This is a genomic window from Acinetobacter schindleri CIP 107287, assembly GCF_000368625.1.
GTDB lineage: Bacteria > Pseudomonadota > Gammaproteobacteria > Pseudomonadales > Moraxellaceae > Acinetobacter > Acinetobacter schindleri.
This window is the reverse complement of record NZ_KB849580.1, coordinates 196,985-221,770: the sequence shown is the minus strand read 5'-3', so window position 1 is coordinate 221,770 and position 24,786 is coordinate 196,985. Positions and strand designations below refer to the sequence as shown.

The 24,786-nt window shown below is 43.5% G+C and carries 22 protein-coding genes, 5 tRNA genes and 1 riboswitch; of the genes, 17 read left to right on the top strand and 10 right to left on the bottom strand.

Annotation, left to right across the window (positions count from 1 at the left end; genetic code table 11):
* Window positions 1–58: 58 nt before the first annotated feature.
* Window positions 59–1,954, bottom strand: a complete 1,896-nt coding sequence (gene thiC / locus F955_RS14980) for a phosphomethylpyrimidine synthase ThiC (protein WP_004896364.1) — start codon at window positions 1,952–1,954, stop codon at window positions 59–61.
* 86 nt (window positions 1,955–2,040) lie between these two features.
* Window positions 2,041–2,171: riboswitch (TPP riboswitch) on the bottom strand.
* A 92-nt stretch (window positions 2,172–2,263) separates the two neighbouring features.
* Window positions 2,264–3,304, bottom strand: a complete 1,041-nt coding sequence (locus F955_RS14975) for a hypothetical protein (RefSeq protein WP_004896362.1) — start codon at window positions 3,302–3,304, stop codon at window positions 2,264–2,266.
* Between the two features lie 292 nt (window positions 3,305–3,596).
* Between F955_RS14975 and abuO the strand changes: the two genes are divergently transcribed.
* The 4 genes from abuO to F955_RS14955 all read left to right on the top strand — a co-directional run bounded on the left by abuO (window position 3,597) and on the right by F955_RS14955 (window position 7,718).
* Window positions 3,597–4,940, top strand: coding sequence for a multidrug efflux outer membrane protein AbuO (gene abuO, locus F955_RS14970; protein WP_004896359.1), 1,344 nt, complete (start codon window positions 3,597–3,599; stop codon window positions 4,938–4,940).
* A 483-nt stretch (window positions 4,941–5,423) separates the two neighbouring features.
* On the top strand, window positions 5,424–5,873 hold the full coding sequence (locus tag F955_RS17010) for a glycosyltransferase (RefSeq protein WP_004896357.1): 450 nt from the start codon (window positions 5,424–5,426) through the stop codon (window positions 5,871–5,873).
* A 2-nt stretch (window positions 5,874–5,875) separates the two neighbouring features.
* Complete coding sequence (locus tag F955_RS14960) at window positions 5,876–6,760, top strand: glycosyltransferase family 2 protein (RefSeq protein WP_004896356.1); 885 nt, start codon at window positions 5,876–5,878, stop codon at window positions 6,758–6,760.
* 1 nt (window position 6,761) lies between these two features.
* Window positions 6,762–7,718, top strand: coding sequence for a hypothetical protein (locus F955_RS14955; RefSeq protein ID WP_228127700.1), 957 nt, complete (start codon window positions 6,762–6,764; stop codon window positions 7,716–7,718).
* An 87-nt stretch (window positions 7,719–7,805) separates the two neighbouring features.
* Here the strand turns inward: F955_RS14955 and F955_RS14950 are convergent, their stop codons facing one another.
* Window positions 7,806–9,608, bottom strand: coding sequence for an ABC transporter ATP-binding protein (locus F955_RS14950; protein ID WP_004896352.1), 1,803 nt, complete (start codon window positions 9,606–9,608; stop codon window positions 7,806–7,808).
* Between the two features lie 150 nt (window positions 9,609–9,758).
* Between F955_RS14950 and F955_RS14945 the strand changes: the two genes are divergently transcribed.
* The gene (locus F955_RS14945) at window positions 9,759–10,382 is read left to right on the top strand and encodes an alpha-ketoglutarate-dependent dioxygenase AlkB family protein (RefSeq protein ID WP_004896351.1); all 624 of its coding nucleotides are present in this window, start codon (window positions 9,759–9,761) and stop codon (window positions 10,380–10,382) included.
* Window positions 10,383–10,475: 93 nt separating this feature from the next.
* Here F955_RS14945 and ruvX read toward each other — a convergent pair whose 3' ends face one another.
* The 3 genes from ruvX to recN form a co-directional block, all read right to left on the bottom strand.
* Window positions 10,476–10,919 (bottom strand): Holliday junction resolvase RuvX, encoded by a 444-nt coding sequence (gene ruvX, locus F955_RS14940; RefSeq protein WP_004810094.1) that lies wholly within the window; start codon window positions 10,917–10,919, stop codon window positions 10,476–10,478.
* The gene (locus tag F955_RS14935; RefSeq protein ID WP_004810091.1) at window positions 10,912–11,466 is read right to left on the bottom strand and encodes a YqgE/AlgH family protein; all 555 of its coding nucleotides are present in this window, start codon (window positions 11,464–11,466) and stop codon (window positions 10,912–10,914) included. Before F955_RS14935 ends, ruvX begins: the two co-directional genes overlap by 8 nt.
* Before the next feature lie 115 nt (window positions 11,467–11,581).
* A complete protein-coding gene (recN, locus tag F955_RS14930) occupies window positions 11,582–13,243 on the bottom strand; it encodes a DNA repair protein RecN (RefSeq protein ID WP_004896349.1) in 1,662 nt (553 codons plus the stop codon).
* A gap of 418 nt (window positions 13,244–13,661) precedes the next feature.
* Between recN and ppnP the strand changes: the two genes are divergently transcribed.
* The 3 genes from ppnP to F955_RS14915 all read left to right on the top strand — a co-directional run bounded on the left by ppnP (window position 13,662) and on the right by F955_RS14915 (window position 15,817).
* Window positions 13,662–13,985 (top strand): pyrimidine/purine nucleoside phosphorylase, encoded by a 324-nt coding sequence (ppnP, locus tag F955_RS14925; protein ID WP_004810087.1) that lies wholly within the window; start codon window positions 13,662–13,664, stop codon window positions 13,983–13,985.
* Between the two features lie 152 nt (window positions 13,986–14,137).
* Window positions 14,138–14,887: a 23S rRNA (guanosine(2251)-2'-O)-methyltransferase RlmB gene (gene rlmB / locus F955_RS14920; protein WP_004810085.1), complete on the top strand. Its 750-nt coding sequence runs from the start codon at window positions 14,138–14,140 to the stop codon at window positions 14,885–14,887.
* A gap of 6 nt (window positions 14,888–14,893) precedes the next feature.
* On the top strand, window positions 14,894–15,817 hold the full coding sequence (locus tag F955_RS14915; RefSeq protein WP_026056745.1) for a DMT family transporter: 924 nt from the start codon (window positions 14,894–14,896) through the stop codon (window positions 15,815–15,817).
* A 14-nt stretch (window positions 15,818–15,831) separates the two neighbouring features.
* On the opposite strand, the gene coaE is transcribed toward F955_RS14915, so the two are convergent.
* From coaE to pilB, 4 genes are read right to left on the bottom strand one after another with little or no spacing between them, the layout of a single operon-like run.
* A complete protein-coding gene (coaE, locus tag F955_RS14910; protein WP_004896341.1) occupies window positions 15,832–16,431 on the bottom strand; it encodes a dephospho-CoA kinase in 600 nt (199 codons plus the stop codon).
* 1 nt (window position 16,432) lies between these two features.
* Window positions 16,433–17,293 (bottom strand): prepilin peptidase, encoded by an 861-nt coding sequence (locus F955_RS17005; protein ID WP_004896340.1) that lies wholly within the window; start codon window positions 17,291–17,293, stop codon window positions 16,433–16,435.
* Window positions 17,293–18,522, bottom strand: a complete 1,230-nt coding sequence (locus F955_RS14900) for a type II secretion system F family protein (RefSeq protein ID WP_004896339.1) — start codon at window positions 18,520–18,522, stop codon at window positions 17,293–17,295. The genes F955_RS17005 and F955_RS14900 overlap by 1 nt, the downstream gene beginning before the upstream one ends.
* 31 nt (window positions 18,523–18,553) lie before the next feature.
* Window positions 18,554–20,263: a type IV-A pilus assembly ATPase PilB gene (gene pilB / locus F955_RS14895; RefSeq protein ID WP_004896338.1), complete on the bottom strand. Its 1,710-nt coding sequence runs from the start codon at window positions 20,261–20,263 to the stop codon at window positions 18,554–18,556.
* 282 nt (window positions 20,264–20,545) lie between these two features.
* Here pilB and tpiA point away from each other — a divergent pair, with 282 nt between their 5' ends.
* The 9 genes from tpiA to nusA all read left to right on the top strand — a co-directional run bounded on the left by tpiA (window position 20,546) and on the right by nusA (window position 24,786).
* Window positions 20,546–21,337, top strand: coding sequence for a triose-phosphate isomerase (gene tpiA, locus F955_RS14890; RefSeq protein ID WP_004896332.1), 792 nt, complete (start codon window positions 20,546–20,548; stop codon window positions 21,335–21,337).
* Between the two features lie 13 nt (window positions 21,338–21,350).
* On the top strand, window positions 21,351–21,680 hold the full coding sequence (secG, locus tag F955_RS14885; RefSeq protein ID WP_004896327.1) for a preprotein translocase subunit SecG: 330 nt from the start codon (window positions 21,351–21,353) through the stop codon (window positions 21,678–21,680).
* 52 nt (window positions 21,681–21,732) lie between these two features.
* Window positions 21,733–21,817, top strand: a tRNA-Leu gene (locus tag F955_RS14880).
* A gap of 52 nt (window positions 21,818–21,869) precedes the next feature.
* Window positions 21,870–21,946 (top strand) — tRNA-Met (locus F955_RS14875).
* A gap of 82 nt (window positions 21,947–22,028) precedes the next feature.
* Window positions 22,029–22,105: transfer RNA gene (locus F955_RS14870), tRNA-Met, on the top strand.
* A gap of 62 nt (window positions 22,106–22,167) precedes the next feature.
* Window positions 22,168–22,244 (top strand) — tRNA-Met (locus tag F955_RS14865).
* Between the two features lie 196 nt (window positions 22,245–22,440).
* Window positions 22,441–22,517 (top strand) — tRNA-Met (locus F955_RS14860).
* 224 nt (window positions 22,518–22,741) lie between these two features.
* A complete protein-coding gene (rimP, locus tag F955_RS14855; RefSeq protein WP_004896325.1) occupies window positions 22,742–23,266 on the top strand; it encodes a ribosome maturation factor RimP in 525 nt (174 codons plus the stop codon).
* A 35-nt stretch (window positions 23,267–23,301) separates the two neighbouring features.
* Window positions 23,302–24,786 carry a transcription termination factor NusA gene (gene nusA, locus F955_RS14850; protein WP_004810069.1) on the top strand — a complete coding sequence of 495 codons (1,485 nt, stop codon included), beginning with the start codon at window positions 23,302–23,304 and terminating at the stop codon, window positions 24,784–24,786.

Below are 24,786 nucleotides of genomic sequence, written 5' to 3'. Positions count from 1 at the left end.
AAATATTTATTTCATCCTATCTGAGTTTTTAGCAAAAACAACTGATTTTCAGTGGGAATTAGACTTTATGATATAAATTTCGACCACTTTCAATGAAGCTGGTTTTCATGCTGTTAAGACCTGCTTCAACCTCTGGATCGAGCTCTGCTGCCTGCTGTGCATTTTTCTGATTATTCGCATAATCCCGCACATTCTGGGTGATCTTCATCGAACAGAATTTCGGACCGCACATCGAACAGAAATGCGCTGACTTATGTGCCTCTTTCGGCATGGTCTCATCATGCATGCTGCGCGCCGTATCCGGATCCAGACTCAGGTTAAACTGATCTTCCCAACGGAACTCAAAACGGGCTTTGGACAGGGCATTGTCACGTGCCTGTGCACCCGGATGGCCTTTGGCCAGATCCGCTGCATGTGCGGCAATCTTGTAGGTGATGATACCGTCTTTCACATCCTTTTTATTTGGCAGACCCAAATGTTCTTTTGGCGTCACATAACACAGCATCGCGGTGCCATACCAGCCGATCATCGCGGCACCAATGGCGGAAGTAATATGGTCGTATCCCGGAGCGATATCGGTGGTCAGTGGTCCCAATGTATAGAAAGGCGCTTCTTTGCAGACTTCCAGTTGCAGATCCATATTTTCCTTGATCATATGCATTGGCACATGGCCTGGACCTTCAATCATCACCTGTACATCATGCTCCCAGGCACGATGGGTCAGTTCACCTAAAGTACGTAACTCAGAGAATTGTGCTTCATCATTGGCATCCTGAATACAACCCGGACGCAGGCCATCTCCCAGACTGAACGAGACGTCATAGGCTTTCATGATTTCGCAGATCTCATCGAAATGGGTATACAGGAAGTTTTCCTGATGATGGGCCAGACACCATTGCGCCATGATTGAACCACCACGGGATACAATCCCGGTTAGACGGTTCGCAGTTAGTGGGACATAATGTAATAACACGCCAGCATGAATCGTAAAGTAATCCACGCCCTGTTCGGCTTGCTCAATCAGGGTATCTTTAAAGATTTCCCAGGTCAGGTCTTCGGCTACACCATTCACTTTTTCCAGCGCTTGATAAATTGGCACAGTACCGATTGGCACAGGGGAGTTACGGATAATCCATTCGCGGGTTTCATGAATATTCTGACCTGTAGACAAATCCATAATCGTGTCAGCACCCCAGCGGGTCGCCCAGGTCATTTTTGAAACTTCTTCTTCAATGGATGAACCCAGTGCCGAGTTACCGATGTTGGCATTAATCTTGACCAGGAAATTACGCCCGATGATCATCGGTTCGCATTCAGGGTGGTTGATATTGGCTGGAATAATGGCACGACCCGCTGCAACTTCCTGACGCACAAATTCAGGCGTGATTTCAGTCAGGTTTTTCGCACCAAAGTTCTGTCCGGCATGCTGGCGCATATCGACACCTTCACGCTGGCGCAGATTTTCACGAATGGCGATGTATTCCATTTCCGGTGTAATAATGCCTTGCTTGGCATAGTGCATCTGGCTGACATTGTGACCGCGTTTGGCACGACGGGGTTTTTGAATATGCGCAAAGCGGATATTGGCAGTACGGATATCGCGTAGGCGCTGGCGACCAAATTCGGAACTTAAGTCTTCTAGTACTTCGCTATCACCACGCTGTTCAATCCAGCTTTCGCGTACATGCGGCAGACCTTTGTTCAGGTCAATCGTGATTGCAGGATCGGTATAAGCACCAGACGTGTCATACACCATTAAAGGTAGATTTTTTTCACCGCCTAAACCTGTGGGAGTATCTGTCAGTGAGATTTCACGCATTGGCACCTGAATATCAGGGCGTGAACCTTGAATATAGACTTTGCGGGAAGCTGGTAAAATACGGGTGAGATCTCGAGCTTCCTGCTCATGATGAGCATCGGTTGCGGGAGTGGAGAGATTCGTTAATTGGTTCATGGCAATGATCCTTAGAATGACATCAACGAATCAAGCACGACCAAAAACGCAGGCGGATCTATCTTATAGATAGAAAGAGGGCTTTAAGTTTTTAGAGGCTTGATTCCTACGCAGGTCTTAACCTGATCAGGTTCAACGGTACTCACCATCAAATTGCACTCTAAAAGGCTATTTTGGTGATCTCAGCGAGTGATTACTCGCGCTCCGTCAAGCTCAGGCGATCATATAATAGTTAGGGAATAAAAAGTAGACGTGATTCGCTACTTTCTAGCAGAAATATGCAGTAAAGATTTCAGGGAAACAGGGTTGTTATAAACAGATGGCGTCCCTGAAACAGTCTTTTTTATAGTCTTGGGCTGGCATCTGAATTCCGGAATAATGGGCAATCTGTTCCCAGGCTGAACGGTTCTGATATTCGCTGTCAAGCACCTGTTTGCGCTGCTCTTCATTCATATCCAGAAATTCTAGAAAGCGTTGTGCCTTGGAAGTGATACCACCTTCATTTCCTTTAGACAGACCGATAATGGTTTCCAGATGGCTGTGATCAACGGCATAACGATCCCGGTAATCCTGGGAAATTGGCGCACTATTCATGCCATGAAACAGGAAGTAGCTGTATTGCTGTAGCAGATATTCAGCATCCTTTTGGTAAGGGCTTTGCGGAAAACGCTTGAGATAATCCTCCCAATCCAGAATACGCGCAGCAATTTCAGCAGGTTCAATCATTAAGCGTTGTTGCGTGAATACCGGTTCAAGATTCTGCTGAGACAAGGTTTCAATAAAAGCACGTTCTGCTGCCGGGAGATAAGGTGCAAAGATACGAGCCAAATATTCAGGACTACGACGATAAGTCAGTTGCTGTTCCCCTTGCTCCACCACTTCGACATATGCTTGTCCCTTATGTTTAAGCAGGTACTGGTCACGGGCAGTCAGTTCAACAAAATGACTTTGCTGAATGGTCGGATGTTGAGCCATTTCCAGCGCATATTGTTCAAATGCACGTTGCTGGGCTGGTGTTCTTTCAACTTTCAGGAAACGGCTATACATGGCATTGGCATGACGCATCAGGTTTTTTTGCTGTTTATGCTCTAACAGTGGCAGACACACTTTAAGATTCTGATTGATCTGCTCAAGTGCAAAAGTTGTGCGCTGGTCATCAATTTCAGCCATCTGTTTTTCAATATTCTGGCACATCAGGCTAAAATCTTGAGTTGCAGTATTTTTCTTGACACTAGTTTCAGCAGGCTCAATTTCGACCTGCGGCTGTTTGGGCTGCTGACAGGCAAGCATCAGCAACAGCAGCAGGGCAAGGCAGCTGGCAACTAAAATTGAGGAAAAACGTGTAGACACTATAACTCTATGCTCTGATACAAATAATGAATAACAGCGGGGAATGCACCTATTGTATACATCTTGTGCCAACAGACTGTTTAGTATTGTGAAGCTGTTTGTTAAGCTGTTGTCATCGACTCAAAAATGTGAATCAATATAGGATAAATTCACTTATTTGAATTAAAAAATTAATAAAAATCATACGTAAGTTTAGGAATAGACAAGTAATATTTGTATCACTTTAAGATTCAAGCATTTGGCTATATTTTGTTATGTATGACGATGCAGCAGTTAGGGATTCACATTATAAATGAAGATAAAATTCATCCTTAGTGCCAGCCTATTGTGTTCAAGTTCTGCCGTATGGGCACTGGACTTGGTTGAGGCGTATGAGCGTGCCAAACAAAATGATCCAAACTGGCAGGCCAATGTACTGCAATATGAAGCCGACCAGCTGAATCTTGGAATTGCCAGCGGCAATTTACTTCCAACTGTAAGCCTGTCGGGAAATGTGACCCGAAAAAACCAGTCGACTGATAATTCTGGAACACAAGGCTTGCCTGCGGAATTTGGGGAATTACAGGGTTCAAGTACAACCACCCGACAGATTGCTGTGACTGCGCGTCAACCTTTGTTTCGCTGGGATGCCTGGCAGGGATACAAGCAGGTCAAAACCTCAGTAGAACTGAGTGAAGTCAATTTGCGTCTGCAGAAGCAGCAGCATATTTTGCAGGTAGCGGAAGCTTATTTTAATGTATTACGTCAGCAATCCCTGACCGGTGCTTATTTGCAGGAAGAGCAGGCGCTGGCTGAACAGTTGCGCATGATGAATGCCAAACTCAAAGAAGGTCTGGTCGCACGCAGTGATGTCAGCGAAGCCAATGCCCAATATCAGAGTGCCCAAGCTAACCGAATCGCTACCCAAGTACAGTTGGTGTTGGCACAGGAGCAACTGGCGCAGTTAATTGGTCCTTATCAGGACAATCTGGCGGTCCTACGCAATGATTTCCAGTTCCAGAAACCATTACCAGCCAATATCCAGTCCTGGACCGAACTGGCACAAACTCAGAACCTGGAAATTCTACAGGCTCGTCTGCAAAAGCGTTATTCCGAAGATGCCAAACGTGTTGAAGAAGCAGCACGCTATCCGCAAGTTGAAGCAGTGGCAACTTATGGTTATCTGAAACAGACGCCAGAAACCGTTTTATCTTCCAATGGAGACTTTGATCAGGTCGGAGTAGAGGTAAACTGGAATCTGTTTAGCGGTGGCCGTACCAGTAAGAATATCCAAAAAGCAGGGGTGCTGGTGCAGCGTAGCGATGCCCAGCTGGATGCTGCGATGCGTAAAGCTAATACCGATGTGAAGCAGTCTTATCTACAGGTGGAAACAGATGAAGCCAAGCTGAATGCCCGCAAGGCGGCAATGGAATCAGCAGAAATTGTTTCCCAAGCATCCCGAGCACAATATCAGGAAGGGCTGAAAGCTATGGTCGATGTGCTGCTGGCACAGCGTAATGCTTTTTCTGCCAAAACTGATTATCTGAATGCTAAGTATGATTACCTGATTCATGTGCTGCAGTTGCAGGCCTCAGTAGGGCAGCTCAATGAACGGCAGCTAGCGGAAATGAATGCCTGGCTAGTAGAATATAACTAAAATCTAGCAAGCTCTTTTGAATAGATTGCCACCCTACTTTCATTATTGCAGTGCTTTAGGACAGGGGGGATTTCTCTCTAATACGGTTCGATGCAGCGTTAATTTTCTAGGTAAATAAAGCTATAAAGACACGCCGATTTATAGTAAATTTTTATTATAAATTAACAAAAATGAAATCCTAATTATTTGTTTAAGATAGTGAATCATTTAAATGTTAATAATTTTTAAGCAATAAACTAATGCAAAAGTTACAAAAAATATATTTTTTAATAAAAAAATAATACAAAAAAGCGTACAATTGTGCGAAATGTGATCCAATCTCCCTTGAAAGTGTGAAGTAGTTCTTGAATTCCCGCAGGCATATTTAATGCAACAGATATTTATATAAGAAAATATCCGCATTTCTTCTGATCACATAATTAATTCTATTTAGGATGGTTTAGGCATCCTATTAAGCAAATTCACGTATTGAAGAAAAAATCTATGATCATAGATGAAAATAAAAAAGCAGGGTCTGGGCTTTACTTTACTGTACAGCTTAAGTTCGTTGTAGCATTTATTGGTGCCTGCTTCTGGGCAGGATTTTCAATATGGATCGCTCAAGATTGGATAGATGATCTGAGTAACTATATTGGTCAATTTGCGGCTATTTTTTTCGTATATGGTATAGCTATTATTCCTGGTTTTATGAATTCATTTGCAGCTTTTAGTCTGTTGATGGATCGAAGACCGAAGCGAGAACCTTTACCCGTTTATCCTGGGATTACAATGCTGGTTGCTGCCTATAATGAAGCTGCCTCAATTAAAGATACGCTGGTCAGTATTGCTCTGCAAAAATATCCAGGACCATTACAAGTAATCGTTATCAATGATGGCTCCCAAGATAATACAGCAGATATTGTTCGACAGGCTGAAGCCAATATCCTTGGCTAGCCTTGCTGGATTTAAAGAAAAATGCAGGTAAAGCCAATGCATTAAATCAAGGTTTAAAAATTGCTGAGCATGATCTTATCATTACTGTTGATGCTGACTCTTACTTACATAAAGTGGCATTAATTAATATTGTTGAGCGCTACAAGTTAGATCCCCCTAATACACGTGCTGTGGCTGGCAAGATTCTGGTGCGTAATTCTCGTGAGAATATGCTTACCAAGGTGCAGGAATGGGATTATTTTCTGGGCATCGCTGCTACTAAACGTTTGCAATCTTTATATCAAGGAACCCTGGTTGCTCAAGGTGCTTTTTCTATTTATGACCGTGATGCATTAATTGAGGTGGGAGGATGGCCTGAATGTGTAGGTGAGGATATTGTGCTGACCTGGGCTTTATTAAAAGCAGGCTATCGTGTTGGGCATTGTGAGGACGCCTGTTTATTTACCAATGCACCCATGACTCTTAAAGTCTTTGTCAAACAACGTCAGCGTTGGGCACGTGGTATGATCGAAGCCTTTATCAAACATCCCGCTATTTTAATTAAACCAAGATTGTCTACATTTTTTATTCATTGGAATTTATTTTTTCCCTGGTTAGATATTGCTTTTACTTTTGGCTTTATCCCGGGGCTCATCTTGGCATGCTTTGGACACTATTGGATCGTTGGGATTATGACTCTTGCACTATTGCCACTGGCATTTCTACTTGGTCTACTTAATTACAAGATTGAGCGGAGCATGTTTAAAGATTTAGATCTCAAAGTAAGAAAAAATTTTGTTGGTTTCTTACTGTATGTGCTGACCTATAGTTTTTTGCTACAACCCGCCAGTATTTTAGGATATCTGGATGAAGTCTTCAGAACAAGAAAAACCTGGGGGACAAAATAAAATGAGAAGTTATAAAATCAGTCTATATGGTGTTGCTTTAATCATTAGTATGACGAGTACCAGTAATTATGCAGATGTATTACAAGAACAGCAAACTGGAAAAGAGCATGCGGCTGGAACTGAATTCTTTTTCAGTGACGATAGCGAAGGTTTCCAGACTCGTAAATTATCAGCAGAATTTTTGCCTCAATATGAAGATGCTGATCATTATTTAGGGGTGCGTGGCAGTGCTTATCAATATAGAGCTGATGACTGGAAACAAGATGGTCAGAAGATCTCATTTATTGGACGTGATATTGAATCTGCTACCGCTAATGGCTGGGTTTTAGAAGCGGGGCTATTCGAGCAAGGTGATCATACTTTATTAGCCTTCGATGGTAGTTATCGTACGCTTCTTGCAGAAAAGACAGCTATTGAAGTTTTTGCTAACCGAGATTGGATTGAAACCCAAGCTGCTTTAGAATATGGAACACATTTTACTTTTGTGGGTGCTGCACTGGATCAAGGTCTGGGAGATCATGTCACCGTAGTAGGAGTAGCGGGTTCACAGCTCTTTTCAGATGATAACCGCCGTGATCATGGACGAGTTAGGCTTATCTATCAGCCTTCACTTGACCTAGGCCTGACATTGCAAGCCCGATATCGCACTTATCGCAGTAGTGAGAAGGATGTAGGGGGTGAGTACTTCAATCCGAAAGATTATCAAGAAAGCATGTTTGCTATTGGCTGGCGTAAACGTATTTCCGGATGGACCACCGGTATTACTGCCGGGCTGGGCCGTGAAAAAATTAATGATGATGCTAGTCAGAACACACGATTATTTGAATTGAACTTACAAAGTCCTGTACGTAGTGAGCAGTTTTTGCGCCTGAATGCTGGATATAACCGCAGTGCTTCTTTCTATGGGCCAGATTATAACTATCGTTATGTTCGAGGTGAGTGGATTTTACGCTTTTAGGCAAATTGAACTGGTTCGCTGAATAGCGGTCTATTAGGCCGCTTTTTTTTAGATCTATGTTTGAGGGAATAGAACTTTTTCAGCTTCTTAACTATGTGTTTCCTCTTCTGAATCCTCCTCAAAGGTCTTGGCAATCTTTTCGATATTGAGGCTCTTTGCCATCGCGTCAAAGATTTGCTTATACACGCCGTCCTGATGATAAAGCTGATCATGCTCGCCATGTTCAGCAATCGCGCCTTCTTTCATCACGTAGGTATAATCCGCATCAATAATCTGCGACAGGCTATGCGAGATAATAATCACGGTACGACCTTGCTTGATCTGATCCAGACTCTGCTTAATCTGTTCAGCAGCAATGGCATCCAGGCTGGCAGTCGGTTCATCCAGAAAAATAATCGGCGGATTTTTCAGGAACATGCGTGCCAAGGCAATGCGCTGCTGCTGTCCACCAGAAAGCTGCAAGGCATCGGAATCATAACCATTGGGCAACTGTAAGATCTGTTCATGAATCGAAGCTTTCTGCGCAGCTTCAATGACATCTTGCATACTGGCACTGGTCTTGCCATAACGGATATTGTCAAAAATCGTACCCTGGAAAATATGATTTTTCTGTAGAACCAAGCCAATATGATCACGTAAATACTGGGTGTCATAATCCTGAAGATCAATACCATCCAAGGTGATCTTGCCTTGCTGTGGTTCATAAAATTTATCCAGTAAACTAATCAAAGTGGATTTACCCGCACCAGATAAACCGACCAGCGCAGTGATCTTGTTAGGGCGGATTTCCATATTGATATCTTTCAGCGCATGGTGTCCATTCGGATAATAGAATTCGACATGGCTCAGCTGAAATTTACCCTGAACAGGTGGCTTCTGCTGTCCACTGGATTCAATTTCATGATCTGCTTCCAGAATATTAAAGAAGCTCTCGGAATAGATCATGGCATCATTAACTTCATCATAAATCCGGTGCAATGAACGGATCGGTGCCGAGACATTATTAAACAGCAGCACGTGATACATGATCATGCCAATACTCATCTGACCAGCAAGCACAAAATAAGCGGTCAGAATAATGATAAGGACGATGCCAATCTGCTCAATAAAGGTTTTCAGACCATCAAACAGAAAACTGGTTTGACGGGTTTTCATCTGATTATCGGTCAGTTCACGCTGTAGGCCGAGCTGCTTTTCGGACTCAATCGACTCACGGTTAAAGGATTTAATTACGGTTATCGAGTTAATAATACTGAGAATGCCCTGACTCTTTTTCTCGCGACCATCTCTTAAACTACGGCGCCAGCCGCCCAGTTTTTGTGCCTGTTTGTAGGTCAGCCAGAAGTAAATTGGTACAATCGCCGTGGCTACCATCCCCACATAAATATTGGCATAGTACATCAGGCCCAAAGCTACAATCGCGCTGGTAAATAGCGGCAGGATATCAATAAAGAAGATCTGCACCAGACGCGTCAGTGAGCCAATGCCACGGTCAATACGGGTTTGCAATTTACCGGCCTGGTTATTGTCCTGATTAAAAAAAGCCAATCGATAGGCCAGAAACTTTTCAATAATGCCTTGTGCCAGATCCTGAGATACAAAAATTCGCAACTTTTCCCCATAGAATTTTTGTCCAAACTGCACAAAAGCATTAATCACTTCTTTCACCAGCAAGATCGCTGAAATGGTAATCAGGATATGCCAACCCTCATTCAGTCCTTCACCTGCTTCAAGCAGCTTATTGATACTGTCGACCGCATATTGCAAAGTGATCGCGTTGACCTGAGCGGTAAATGAACCGATCAGGGTCAATATCAGGGTCGCAATCACCAGCAGCCGGTAAGGACGGACAAAGGGACGCAGCTTGTGAAAGAGTTGCCAAAGATCCATGCAGTATTATTTTTATTGTGAAAGTTAAAACAAGTTTATGCCCCTGAATGATCATTCACAAGAAGCTGATTTGTATTGATTTGTGCAATTTTAGTTGTGTGCAGAAAGCGAAAATGACAGGATAAAAGCTCTAAAAAGAATGAAACTGACATGACACTGGATTTGTTTTCACCCCAGCCTCAAACCAATCTTTTGCCCTGTGACGGGGTAGTAGAAGACCATGGTCTGATTTTAAATGGAGAGCAAAGTCAGAAATATCTCGACTATTTTTTGCAGCATCTGGCTTGGGAGCAGGATGAGGTTTTCCTTTTTGGCAAGCACCATGTTACTGCCCGTAAAATTGCCTGGTATGGTGATGCAAATTACCAATACCATTATTCGGGCAGCTTGAAGAAAGCCCATATCTGGCAGCCAGCACTATTGAGATTGAAACAGCATATTGAACAGCAGGTAGGTCATCCCTTTAATTCCTGTCTGGCCAACCTGTATGAACATGGTCAGCAAGGCATGGGCTGGCATAGTGATAATGAAGCCAGCTTGATGTCAAAACGGCATGAAACTGTCATTGCTTCTTTAAGTTTTGGTGCTACCCGCAAAATGCGTTTTAAACATAACTATACTGGGGATCTGGTAGAGTTGCTGCTTCAAAGTGGGCAGCTGATTGTGATGCGTGGGCAAACCCAGCAGTGCTGGAAACATCAGATTAGCAAGACCACGAAAGTCATTACACCAAGGATCAATCTGACCTTTCGCTATTTTTATCCCGAAAATTAGAAATATATAAGGAGCAAGATTACATGCGTATTTATTTAAGATTTCTTGTTTCGCCTACCCATTAAAAAAGCATCCATCTGGATGCTTTTTATTTTAAGGATTCACTCCGACCGGATGCCGATACCAGCTTTCAATAAATAGCGCTGCTGCAATACTGTCAGCCGCTAACTTTTTAGCTCGACCTTGAGTCTGATAACTCTCTAATTCATCCCGCGCTTCACGTGTAGTGAGACGTTCATCGACCATCAAGGTTTCAATATTGGTTTGATGACGTAAACGGCGGGCAAATTTGCGTGCACGCGCAGAAAGTTCAGATTCTGTATCATCCATATTCAGCGGTAGACCGACTAAAAATAAAGTCGGTTGATATTGCTTGACGATTTTCAGTAATGTATCCCAGTTGGGGATTCCATCTTTCATCGGGAACAAGGCAAGAGGATTGGCACTTTCAATCAGGGATTGTCCAACCGCCATGCCCATTTTTTGTGTACCAAAGTCAAACGCCATAATCATCTGTGGCGCGTTTACATCAGGCATGTCCAATCTCAGAAGACAACCAGTTCCGATCTACGCCCATCTTTTTATAGGCAGCATCCCAACGGTCGTCATAAGGTAAATTAAAAATTAAATCCATATCAGATTCACAGATCAGCCACTCACCTTTGGCAATTTCTTTTTCCAACTGGCCTTTACCCCAGCTGGCATAGCCAAGTGCAATCTGGTAACGTCCGACACCTTGGTTATGGGCGATGGCATCTAGAATATCCTTGGATGTGGTAATACAGACATTTTCACCGACGGCAATTGAAGAATGCCAAGTAGGCTGACCGGTGTGCAGCACAAAACCGGCTTCAGGTCGCAATGGGCCCCCTTGCAACACTTCATGAGGATTGACATTATCTGCTTCGATTTCAAGATCATTCAATAATTCTTTAATCTGAATGCCTGCAGGTCGATTAATAATGATGCCTTGCGCTCCATCTTCGTCATGTCGTGCGAGATAAATGACCGTGTTGGCAAAAAAATCGTCACGCATTTCTGGTGGAGCAATCAGACAACGGTGTGTCAAATATTGTTTGTTCACCGAAAAGCTTCTCCTTAAAATCAATTTCTTGGCAAAGAAATCGTGTGATCTTCACCTTTAACTTACTAGAGCTTTGTTAATTCACCAACAGTTTTTTGTGAGCATTGTAATATTTTTAAACATGCTGAAACTTTAGCTGACGTAATTGACGCGCGTGTTGCAGTGTTGTTTCATTAATTTCCACACCGCCTGTCATTCGTGCAAGCTCTTGAATACGTTCGTCTTCTTTCAAATCAAGAATTGTGCTGCTAGCCGGATCGGTTTGCTGCTTTTTCACCAGCAGATGCTGATCAGACTGTGCTGCGACCTGTGCCTGATGGGTGATACACAGAATTTGTACATGCTGCGCCAGATCGGCCAACAGACGTCCTACAATTTCCGCCGTACCCCCACTGATGCCGACATCAATCTCATCAAAGACCAGAACTTCAGCTTCAGTTTTTTCAGCATTCATCACTTGCATTACCAGTGCAATACGGGACAGTTCACCACCGGATGCCACGCGTGCCAGTGGCTGTGCCGGAATACCTTTATTGGCAGTAAATAGCAGCTGAATAAAGCTCAAGCCTTCACTGTTTGGTTCATCGAGCGGTTCAAATTTAAATTCAAAATAGGCTTCTGGCAGGGCAAGCTGTTTGACCTGTTCCGTCAGTTGTTTCGCCAATGGACCAGCTGCTTCACGACGAATCTCATCCAGATGCTGTGCTTTGGCCAGAAACTCCTGATAAGACAATTCGACTTGTTCCGCCAATGTTTCTGGATCTTCGAGTTGATGCAATTGTGCTAGTTCAGCCTGCCAGGTTTCATACTCTTCCTTCAATAATTCGGGTTGGGTACGGTATTTACGTGCCAGACGGTGAAACACTTCAAGTTGTGAATTCAGCTCTTCCATACGTTCAGGATCAAAACTTTGACGATCCATAAAATGACGCAGGTTGGCTGTAGCATCTTCAATTTCACTCTGCGCATTGAGCAAAGAAGTGTGGATTTCAGAAAGCTGCTCACTACGACCAGCATGGGATTCTACACGACGCAGGATAGAGGAAAGCTCCTGATTAATATTCTGTTCCGCTTCATCCAGGCCATTCAGACTATAGACACAGTCCTGCATGATCGCTTCATGATGAGAGAGACGATCAAATTCCTGTTCAATTTCCTGATAATCAATCTGTACTACATCTTCAAGTTCTTCGAGCTGCAGTTCCAGTGTTTCCATGCGCTGTTTACGGGTGGCTTGAGCATCAAGTGCTGCCTGATGCTGGCGGATATTTTTATGCCAGATACTGTATGCATCACGAACTGCCTGGGCGGGCTCATAAAAATTATAATAACGGTCCAACCAGTGTTTCGGGTAAGGCGGCTCCAGTAGCTGTTGCTGGCTGTGCTGGCTATACAGTTGTACCAGCAAACGGCCAATTTCTTTCAGTTCAGACAGACTGCTAGGACGGCCATTAATCCATGCCTTGCTACGTCCCGTAGCAAAAATCACCCGACGTAGATGGATTTCACCCGACTCATCATCCAGTTCATGTTCTTTTAGCCAAAGCGCTTCGGGACTATTGTCCTGATAACTGAAGGTTGCTGTCACATCGGCCTTTTCTGAACCATAGCGCACATAGTTGGTGTCGGTGCGTTCACCCAAACAGGCCGAAAGGGCATCCAGCAACAAAGACTTACCAGCGCCGGTTTCACCGGTGAGCACGTTAAAACCTTGATGAATATCAATGGCCAGGTGGTCAGCTAAGGCAAAATTGATCAGAGTTAAATGTGTCAGCATACACGCATCCAAGCTGCGAAAAGTTTGATTGAAATCAAGTAGGATCTGATATGCATCAGATCATGTATGTCATTATAAATCAGGATGAAACCCTTTGATTCTATCTTATATTACGGTCAATGATACAAGCAGATTTTGTAGTATTGTCAGTATGCACGACTAAAGCAGGTCAATCTTCCCACAAAATTGATTACTCCCTATAGTTCAGCGAATCCTGCTAAATTTGATTTTGCATTGCAGAATTGTTCATCCTCCTTTAAATCACTTTATTTTATATATTTGCTTATTGAATATATGTACAAAATATATACAGAAAATTTTAAGCTGAGCTAGGCAAACTTCGATTGATTAGTTAGGAATGCGCATTTAAACTACAGCCATTCCAATATTATAAAACCCGTGCTCTGGAGATAAACGGATGTCAGCTCAGTTTGACCATGTTTCAGTACTTAAGAAATCAAATGTATATTTTGGCGGTCTGTGCATCAGCCATGTGGTTCAGTTTGAAGATGGTACGAAAAAAACCCTGGGAGTCATTCTACCGACTGAAACCCCACTTACATTTGAAACACATGTGCCTGAGCGTATGGAAATCATTTCCGGTGAGTGCCGTGTGCAGATTGCAGATAGCGAAGAAAGCGAACTGTTCCGTGCTGGCCAGTCTTTCTACGTGCCAGGCAATAGCCGTTTTAAAATCGAAACTGATGATGTATTAGATTACGTTTGTCATTTTGAAGGCTGATTTTATTATTTCATCTCCCTAACCGGACTGAAGCTGATCAGGAAATTTTCTGCCGAATCGGTTAAACTTAATTTATACAGAAATCCTGTGAAGCTGGCTTTGCAGGATTTTTCTTTTGCAGCATATTTCCCAAATTAATTTAGAGGTCGTTCATGGCTAAACCTGAGTATTTTTATGGCGTACATTCAGTTGAGTCATTACTGGAGCTTGAGCCTGAACGCGTCCTGACGCTGTTTACTCTGAAAGGTCGTGATGATCAACGCTTAAAGCGTGTATTAGAGCTTGCTGAGCCATTTGGGATTAGTGTGCAACAGGCTAGTCGCGACAAACTGGAAAAACTGGCAGGTTTGCCGTTCCATCAGGGGGTGGTAGCAGCAGTGCGTCCGCATCCAACTTTAAATGAAAAAGATTTAGAAGAGCTTTTAAAACAAGATTCGCAAGCACTTTTATTAGCGCTTGACCAAGTCACCGATCCGCATAATCTCGGTGCCTGTATCCGTACGGCAGCAGCCATGGGTGTCGTGGCTGTAATCGTGCCACGTGACCGTTCTGCAAGTTTGACACCGACAGCGCGTAAAGTCGCAGCCGGTGGTGCCGAGAAAGTTAAATTTATTCAGGTGACCAATCTAGCACGTACTTTGGGTCAGATCAAAGATGACTTTAATGTCCGCGTTGTGGGGACTATGCTGGATGAGAAAGCATTACCAATTCAGCAATTTGATTTTACTGGTACTGGTGTCTGCGTGGTAATGGGGGCGGAAGATACCGGTCTGCGTCCAATTACGCAAAGTCAGTGTGATCAAACGGTTTATATTCCGATGGCAGGCAACTTGCAAAGTTTAAATGTCAGTGTGGCAACAGGTATGGCTTTATATGAAGCTTGCCGTCAGCGTAATGCTTAATCCCTGATGAGATTATCCACACGTGCACAAGGTTATTTTTTCCTCTTAACGACCATGTGTATCTGGGGCGGTTTTACTTTAACCGCTCGCCTGAATGCAATCTGGCAGATCAGTGCCTGGGATATCGTCGCACTACGCTTCTCTCTGGCTTTTCTGATTCTCATGCCGATTTTAATCTATCGTAAAGAGGCTTCTTTTTTACTGAAAAAAGAATCTTTTATCCTGGCTATGATCGGTGGAGTGGTGTATTGCCTGTTTGCTTATAGCGCATTCCATTACGCACCGACTGCCCATGCCGCCATTTTTTTGAATGGCTGCATACCGTTGTGTACTGCAGTGATGGCTTATTTTCTGATGAATCAGGCTTTTGATAAACATACCTGGATCAGTCTGAGCATTATGATCGGGGTGCTGTGTCTGATGAGCGTACTGATGTATCAGGAAACAGGTGTGGCCTTTGGGGCAGGGGATGTCCTGTTTTTCATCAGTGCGATTTTATGGGGGATATTTACGGTGTTGTTACGTAAATATCAACTGTCTGCCTGGCAAGCCATGTGTGGCGTGGCAATTTGGTCGGCTGTGGTGTATGTACCGATTTATTTACTGTTGTTACCTAAAAATTTAACTGTACCTGAGCCACAACATTTATTGTTTCAAACACTTTTCCACGGGGTGTTTGTAGTCATCATTGCAACCCTAACCTATGTAGAAGCGATTAAGCGGCTTGGCGCATTTAAAGCAGGCAGTATTACCAATCTGGCACCTTTTATTGCGGCTATTCTGGCAGTGCCCTTGTTGAATGAAACGCTGAGTCTGGCGATGGTTTGTGGTCTGATCGGGATGGCAATCGGTGCCTTGCAGCCATGGCGCTGGCTGCAACATCAGGACAGTTTGGCCATCAAACTTGAAGAACAAAAAAAGCAGTCTTGATGACTGCTTTTTTATTAATTCAGAGCTCTTTGCAAATATTGTTCATGTAGAGGCTGTAGATGCGCATATAAGTGTTCCAGATGGCCATCATTTAATACGATATCATCCGCCAGTTGCTGTTTTTGTTCACGAGGCATCTGAGTAGCAATGATACGGTGAATCTGTTCAATATTTTGACCATCACGCTGTGCAGCACGCTGGATCTGCAACTCAATCGAAGCATCAATCAATAAGGTATGGTCGGTAAGTTCATGCTGATTGGTTTCAAACAGCAGGGGAGACACCAGAATCACATAAGGACTTTGTGCATCCTGTAATTGCTGAATAATCGATTGGCGAATTGCGGGATGAGTAATGCTTTCTAAGATTCTACGGGCATCATTGGATTGGAAAATATGTTCGCGTAAAGCACGACGGTTTAAGGTTCCATCTTCCTGTAATACCCAGTCACCAAAAGCTTGCTGAATTTGTAGCAGTGCTGGCTGACCGACTTCGACAATCTCGCGTGCCACAACATCAGCATCCACGACCACAATACCATGTTGTTCAAACCATTGACTGGCAGCAGATTTGCCGCTGCCAATACCACCTGTCAGACCTAGTATAAATTTCAAATTATTGACCTAAATAAACTTTCATAATTTGCTCGCCCCACAGGAAAGCGATCCAGCCGGCAATGGCAATATAAGGACCAAAAGCAAAAGGCTGATTTTCCTTACGTACTTTTAACAGAATAATGCCAATAATTGCACCAACGAGTGATGACAATAATACAACTAGTGGCAACATTAACGGTCCCATCCAGGCACCTAAAGCAGCCAGCAATTTAAAGTCACCATAGCCCATGCCTTCTTTACCAGTTACTATTTTGAACAGGTAGTACACGACCCATAAACACAGGAAGCCGATGATATAACCCCAGATGGCTGAAGTTGGTGAGGTGTAAATTGCATAGCTATTCACCCCTAAGCCTAAAGCTGCAAGTGGAAGGGTATAGCGATCTGGAAGCAGCTGGGTATCAAAGTCAATAAAGGTTAGTGCAATCAGAATATAAGTCAGCACCAGACCGAACAACATTTGTATTGTAGGACCAAATACAGCCAAAACGGTCAATGCACAAACTGCTGTTAGAATTTCAATGAATGGATAACGGGCACTAATTGGATTTTGACAGTTCGCACATTTACCACGCAAGGCTAACCAGCTGATCACGGGGATATTTTGATACCAGCGAATTGATGTATGACATTTTGGACAGGTCGACGCAGGTTTACTTAATGTAAGCTTGCTTTCATCAATGATCGGTTGATCAGGGTGTAAAAACAGCTGGCAGTCGTTACGCCATTCCTGTTCCATCATTTTAGGGGTGCGGTAAATTACGACATTCAGGAAACTACCGATACAGAGACTAAAAAGCCCGACTGCAATATAGAGCGCAGTCGGGTTTTGAGTGAAATATAAAATAAGATCTTGCATTAAACCACGGAACCCATCTGGAAAATCGGCAGGTACATTGCAATAACAAGACCACCTACAAGCACACCAAGAACGGCCATAATTAATGGTTCCATCATGGAGGTCAAACCATCAACGGCATTGTCGACTTCATTTTCATAATGGGTCGCGACTTTATCCAGCATGGCATCTAGTGCACCAGATTCTTCACCAATCGAGACCATTTGCACGGCCATAGAAGGAAACTTATTGGTAACACGCATGGCGAATTGCAGTTGTTGGCCAGTAGCAACATCCTCACGAATTTTCATTACCGCATCTTCATAAACTACATTATTGGTCGCGCCTGCAGTTGATTCCAGTGCATCAATTAATGGAACACCAGCAGCAAAAGTCGTTGCCAGAGTACGACTATAACGAGCAATAATCGCTTTATAAACCAGATCACCGAAGATAGGTGCTTTTAGTGCAGCCTTGTCTAAAAAGTCACGGAATTTTTTACTACGCTTTTTAGCTTCTAAAAATGCTGTAATTGCAATACCAATAAAGATAATTAATAGAAACCAGTATTTCTGCATCCATTCAGACATATTGACTACCATTTTTGTAAATGCTGGCAAGTCTGCACCAAATGACGAGAAGAGATCCTGGAAAACTGGAACGACTTTAACCATCAAAATAATCGTAACAATAATTGCAACAACAACCACTGTTGCTGGGTATTTCATTGCTTTTTTAATTTTCTGCTTTAACAGTTCACTTTTTTCTTTATAAATCGCAACACGATCCAGCATGGTCTCTAAAGCACCCGATTGTTCACCGGATTCAACCAGCGAACAGAATAGCTTATCAAAGTATTGAGGATACTTGCGCAGTGCACCTGCAAAGGTATTTCCGCCTTCAACCTCACCTTTAATCCCGAGTACAACCTCGCGCATTGAAGGATTTTCAAGGCCTTCCGCCACAATTTCAAAGCCTTGTACGAGTGGTACACCGGCTTTCATCATGGTAGCAAGCTGACGGGTAAAAATGGTGATATCCAGTGTGGTCACTTTTTTCTTCATCAGGCCTTCAAGAATATTCTTCTTTTTTTCTCGAATACTCTTGATACTGATACCCTGCTTACGCAACGTGACCTTGGCCAAGGCGAGGTTACGTGCAGGTATTTCCCCTTTAATCTTTATACCTTTACGGTCTACCCCTTCATAGGTGAAGGTCGGCATCATTTGACCTTTTTTCACTGAAGCCATGAGTTTATCCTTATTTTATAGCAGCACCTGATCATTCGCTGGTAACACGATTGACTTCCTGAAGGGAAGTCACCCCCTGCATTACCTTTAATAACCCTGATCGGCGTAAATTGTTAAAACCTGCGCGTGCGGAAGCTTCGGCAATCTCAATTGCATTGCCATCTTCCATAATAATACGTGAAATCTCTGGTGTCACTTTCATGACTTCATAAATACCGACTCGACCTTTATACCCTTCACGACATTCGTTACATCCGACAGGTTCAAAAATACTAAATTCCGGATTCTGTAAATCATCATCGCTAAAGCCCATTTCAAGCAGGCTCTGACGTGGAATATCTGCCGGTTTTTTGCAATGTGGACAAAGGCGACGCGCCAAACGCTGAGCAATAACCAAATTCACCGAGGTGGCAATATTAAATGATGGCACACCCATATTACGTAAACGGGTCAGGGTTTCTGGTGCGCTGTTGGTATGTAGTGTTGACATCACCATATGACCTGTTTGTGCTGCCTTGATTGCAATCTCTGCAGTTTCCAAGTCACGGATCTCACCGACCATGACAATATCAGGATCCTGGCGCAGGAATGATTTCAATGCAGCAGAGAAGGTTAGGCCAACTTTATTATTGACGTTAACCTGGTTGATCCCTTGCAGGTTAATTTCGACTGGATCTTCAGCAGTTGAAATATTCGTGTCTTCACGATTCAGGATATTTAAACCGGTATAGAGAGATACAGTTTTACCAGAGCCTGTCGGACCGGTGATCAAGAGCATACCTTGAGGCTTATCTAGTGCCTCCATAAATAAGGCTTTTTGATCAGGCTCATACCCCAGAGCATCAATACCCAACATGGCACTCGATGGATCCAGAATACGCAGTACCAGTTTTTCCCCAAACAGGGTTGGGAGTGAGTTGACACGGAAATCGATAGCCTTATTTTTAGAGAGTTTTAACTTGATCCGGCCATCTTGAGGCACACGCTTCTCGGAAATATCCATTTGTGACATAACTTTAAGACGTGAAGCCAGACGTGTTGCAAGCTGTAAAGGTGGCGTGGCGATTTGACGCAAGACCCCGTCGACACGGTAACGCACACGGTACATTTTTTCATAAGGTTCAAAGTGTAAATCAGATGCACCCATACGGATTGCATCAATCAGTAACTTATTAATATATTTAACAATGGGTGCTTCATCACCTTTATTATCATCCTCATCATCTTTATTCGGGTCAGAGTTATCGATATCAATATCTAGATCAAAATCATCATCAAAGTCAAAGGTGCTTTCTTCAGTAAAATTCTGCTCGATCAGTTTTTCGAGTTTATTATGTTCAACAATGATGGTTTCAATATTGAGTTTGGTCGCAAAACGAACGGCGTCAATTGCTTCTATATTGGTCGGGTTGCTGGTCGCGATAAACAGAATATTGCTATTTTTAAAGATTGGTAGCACGCGGTGTTTGGTAATAATCTTTTCATCAAAATCTTCGCGTACGATCAGGGCAGGATCATAGGCACTGATATCAAATAGCGGTTCACCGAATTCAAGAGAAATCGTTTCTGCAATTTTGGTTGGCGAGAGGCGGTGATGTTCAATCAGATAGGGAACAATATCAATTTTATCTTTTTTGGCACTGCTCAAAGCACCCTGCATATCTTCTGCAGATATAACCCCTTCATCGACAAGTCGACGAATAAACCCCGTAAATCTTGGAGATCCCTGAATTGCTGTCATGCTCTAATATGCCCGTGAATCAAAATTGTTTTAATTGCTTTATCAAAATTATACGTTGCTTGCGTAAAATTACCATAGCGTAAAATGCTGCCTTCTTCGCATTAATATTCAAAATACTGAATGAATCCTAAGAAGTGATCCCTATAATCTTAAGTGATAACAAAAAATGAGCAGTTTGAACAGACCTGGCACTGAAAATGCCGCAAGAAAACTCTTCTTCAAATTTTCTAATTCCGTGTAGAATGTGCCCAATTAAAGATAGGTATTCAGAATAGGTTGTTTATGTCGTTGTCGACGATTACCCCATGGGTAGTGGGTAACTGGAAAATGAACCCGCTGCAGACAGATGCGCAGACATTGCTTCGTGGGGTGAAAGATTTACTTGAATCTACACCGATTTCAGCAGAAAAGTGTCATTTAGGCGTAGCCCCTGTAGCAATTGCACTCACTCAGGTTCAGGCTGAAATGGCTTCCGCCGTTCGTCCGGTTTATGCCGTTGCTCAGGATGTATCTCGTATTGCAGGCATGGGCGCCTATACGGGCGAAGTGAGTGCAGAACTGCTGGCAGACAGTGGTATTGGTTATGTTCTGGTAGGACACTCTGAGCGTCGTGAAATCTTTGGTGAGTCACGAGAGATTCTCAATACCAAAATCAAAAATGCTTTAAATGCCGGTTTGACTGTGATTTATTGTGTAGGTGAAAGTCTGGAACAGCGTGAAGCCGGTCAGGCGGAAGCTGTGGTATTGCAGCAAATCTGTGATATCGCGGCTGTAGTTGAAGCAGAGCAATGGAAGAATATTGTAATTGCCTATGAACCGATCTGGGCGATTGGTACTGGTAAAACTGCTTCTCCGGAAGATGCACAAGCGATGCATGCCCAGATCCGTCAAGGTCTAAAACAGATTACTGGCTATGGTGAAACCACTGCAATTTTGTATGGTGGTAGTGTTAAACCTGAAAATGCAGTAGAGTTGGCAGCCTGTCCTGATATCAATGGGGCACTGGTGGGTGGTGCATCACTCAATGCCGAGTCATTTCATAAAATTGCCCAGGCATTTGCAAATACACAATAATTAGGAGTTCAGCATGCAAACTTTTGTGCTGGTAGTACATATTATCTTAGCGATTTTGATGATTGTCTTGATTTTAGTTCAGCATGGTAAAGGTGCAGATGCTGGTGCATCTTTCGGTGGTGGCGGTGCTGCGACTGTTTTTGGTGCTTCAGGTTCAGGTAATTTCCTGACCCGTTTGACTGCAGTATTTACGGCATTGTTTTTTATTACCAGCTTGACTTTAGCGGTATTTGCCAAAAAGCAGACCACAGATGCTTATACTCTGAATAGCGTTCCAACGACTCAGACTGCACCTGCTCAATCGGCTGAAACTTCACCAACTGCACCAAAAACTGGTGAATAATTTCGCCAAAGGCTTTCTTTTTGTGCATGATGCGAATAGAATGCCTGCAGCTGCGGTGGTGGTGGAATTGGTAGACACGCTACCTTGAGGTGGTAGTGCTTTCGGGCGTGGGGGTTCAAGTCCCCCCTTCCGCACCAACTTATAATCCAGAACATAAGTTAGTGTATGCAGCTAAAAAACTTCTGTTGTTGCGGGATGGAGCAGTCTGGTAGCTCGTCGGGCTCATAACCCGAAGGTCGTTGGTTCAAATCCAGCTCCCGCTACCAATCAATCCTTTTATAAAGACGCAAACTTTAAAGAGGCAACTTGAAACTAGTTTTAAGTTGAGAAGAGTTATTTGCATGTTGTTGCGGGATGGAGCAGTCTGGTAGCTCGTCGGGCTCATAACCCGAAGGTCGTTGGTTCAAATCCAGCTCCCGCTACCAATCCTTTAAAGATGCAAACTTTAAAGGCAGTTCTATGAACTGAAAAGTTTTTTGTATGCTGATGCGGGATGGAGCAGTCTGGTAGCTCGTCGGGCTCATAACCCGAAGGTCGTTGGTTCAAATCCAGCTCCCGCTACCACTTTTTGGAAAGTGTGATTTCGTTATTTTAATCAGTTGCAAGCTCGTCGGGCTCAACTCTTTATAAAATCTCGAAGATCGTTGGATTAAAGTCCAGTGAGCGCTACCAATTTTTCAGCGACAAAAGACCAACATATCGATAGAGATAGTTTTGATTGAAAACTTATCGTCTTTTGTATATAATTTTTGCACGTTGATGCGGGATGGAGCAGTCTGGTAGCTCGTCGGGCTCATAACCCGAAGGTCGTTGGTTCAAATCCAGCTCCCGCTACCAAGTTTCTTAAAAGAGGCTCACAACTATGGTGGGCCTTTTTGCACAGTGGGATTTGAAAAAATCCGAAATTGTGCATTAATTGGGGCGATTTACGCCCTTTTTTATTGGCTATCGTGTAGTGTCGACAAAATTTGGTCATATCTCCATGTTTCACTACTACTATAGTTTGTATTGGTTTGTAGTGGTCAAATAGATCATAAAATCGCACCAGATGACGAGAGTAAATGAAGCTATCAAATAAAACTCAAGCACTTCAGGACTTGATTGCACCTGCAGTTGAAGCCTGTGATGTAGATCTTTGGGGAATCGAATTTGTTCCTCAGGGTAAACGTTCTCTATTACGTATTTATATCGACAAGCCAGTCGATGCAACTGCTGAACCGGTCATCAATGAAGACGGTGAAGTGGAGCAGGGCCGCGGAATTGGTGTGCAGGACTGCGTACGCGTTACCCAACAGGTGGGCGCGATGCTAGACGTACATGATCCGATTTCAGGTGAATATGCACTTGAAGTGTCGTCTCCAGGCTGGGACCGTCCATTCTTCCAGCTTCAGCAAATGGCAGATTATATCGGTCAGACCGTTGCCTTACGTCTGATTAGTGCGGTGGACAACCGTCGTAAATTCCAGGCAAAACTGGTTGCAGTCGACCTTGAAAATGAAATGATTCAGGTAGAAGTAGAAAAGCAGCAGGTTCTGGACATCGACAGTCACAATATCGATAAAGCAAATTTGGTCTATCAAGATTAACTAAATCAATAAGAATCTGAACGAATAGGTGACATATGGCACGTGAAATTCTTACCGTCGTTGAAACGGTTAGTAACGAAAAAGGTGTACCTCGTGAAGCAATTTTTGAAGCACTAGAACAAGCTTTAGTTGCAGCGACCAAGAAAAAGTTCTACGAAGGAACTAACTCAGAAGAAGCACGTTTACGTGTAGAAATCGATCGTAAAACTGGAGACTACCGTACTTTCCGTCAGTGGGAAGTGGTTGCAGACGAAGATCATGAAATGCCAGCCTGTCAGGATGCGATCTCTGATGTTGATCCGGCGAAATGGTCAATCGGTGACATTCGTGAGCTGGAAGTTGAGTCAATCGATTTCGGTCGTATTGCTGCACAGATTGCTAAACAGGTGATTGTACAAAAGATTCGTGAAGCAGAACGTGCACTGGTTGCTGATGCTTATGAATCTAAAGTCGGTGAGCTGATCTACGGTGAAGTGAAAAAACAAACCAAAGACGGTTTCATTATTGACTTAGGGGACAATGCTGAAGCATATCTTGCACGTGAAGAAATGATTCCGAAGGAAATCCTTCGCCCGAAACAACGCGTGAATGCGATTCTTTTCAATGTCAACCGTGAAGGTCGTGGTGCTCAGCTACAGCTTTCTCGTGCTAAACCTGAAATGCTGATCGCATTGATGAAAAAAGAGATTCCAGAAATCTCGGAAGAAATCATTGAAATCAAGGCAGCCGCACGCCAGCCAGGTGTACGTGCCAAAATTGCAGTGAAAACAAATGACCACCGTATTGATCCGGTTGGTGCTTGTATTGGTATGCGTGGTACACGTATCCAGGCAGTACAACAGGAACTCAATGGTGAGCGTATTGATGTCGTAGTATGGTCAGATGATCCTGCTCAGTACATCGCAAGCGCACTTGAACCAGCAGATGTATCCAGTATTGTTATCGATGAAGATGCACGTACTGCAGACATCATTTTCGCAACGAGTGATCAGTTGGCTCGTGCGATTGGTTCACAGGGTCAGAACGTTCGTCTGGCATCAGAACTGACTGGCTACAAGCTGGATATGATGCTGGAAGAAGAATACTACGCGCGTCAACAAAGCGAAGCACAAAAATACCTGGACATGTTTGTAACACGTCTGGATATTGCTGAAGATTTGGCTATGGCGTTGGTAGAAATGGGCTTCACCTCGCTTGAAGAAATTGCATACGTACCTGCAGAAACGTTTGATGAAATCGAACTGGATGCGGAACTGGTTGAATTACTGCAAAGCCGTGCAAAAGAAGTTGCACTTGCTGATGCATTACAACAGCAAGAAAACGTACAAGCGCCAAGTGAAGAACTTGTTGCAATGGATGGCATGACAGCAGAGATCGCGCAAGCTCTAGCAGCTCGTGGTGTGGTAACAGTGGATGACCTTGCAGATCAGGCAACTGACGATATCGCAGATATTGAAGGTTTAGGCGCTGAAAAAGCGGGTCAGCTCATTATGAAAGCGCGCGAATCATGGTTTAACTAG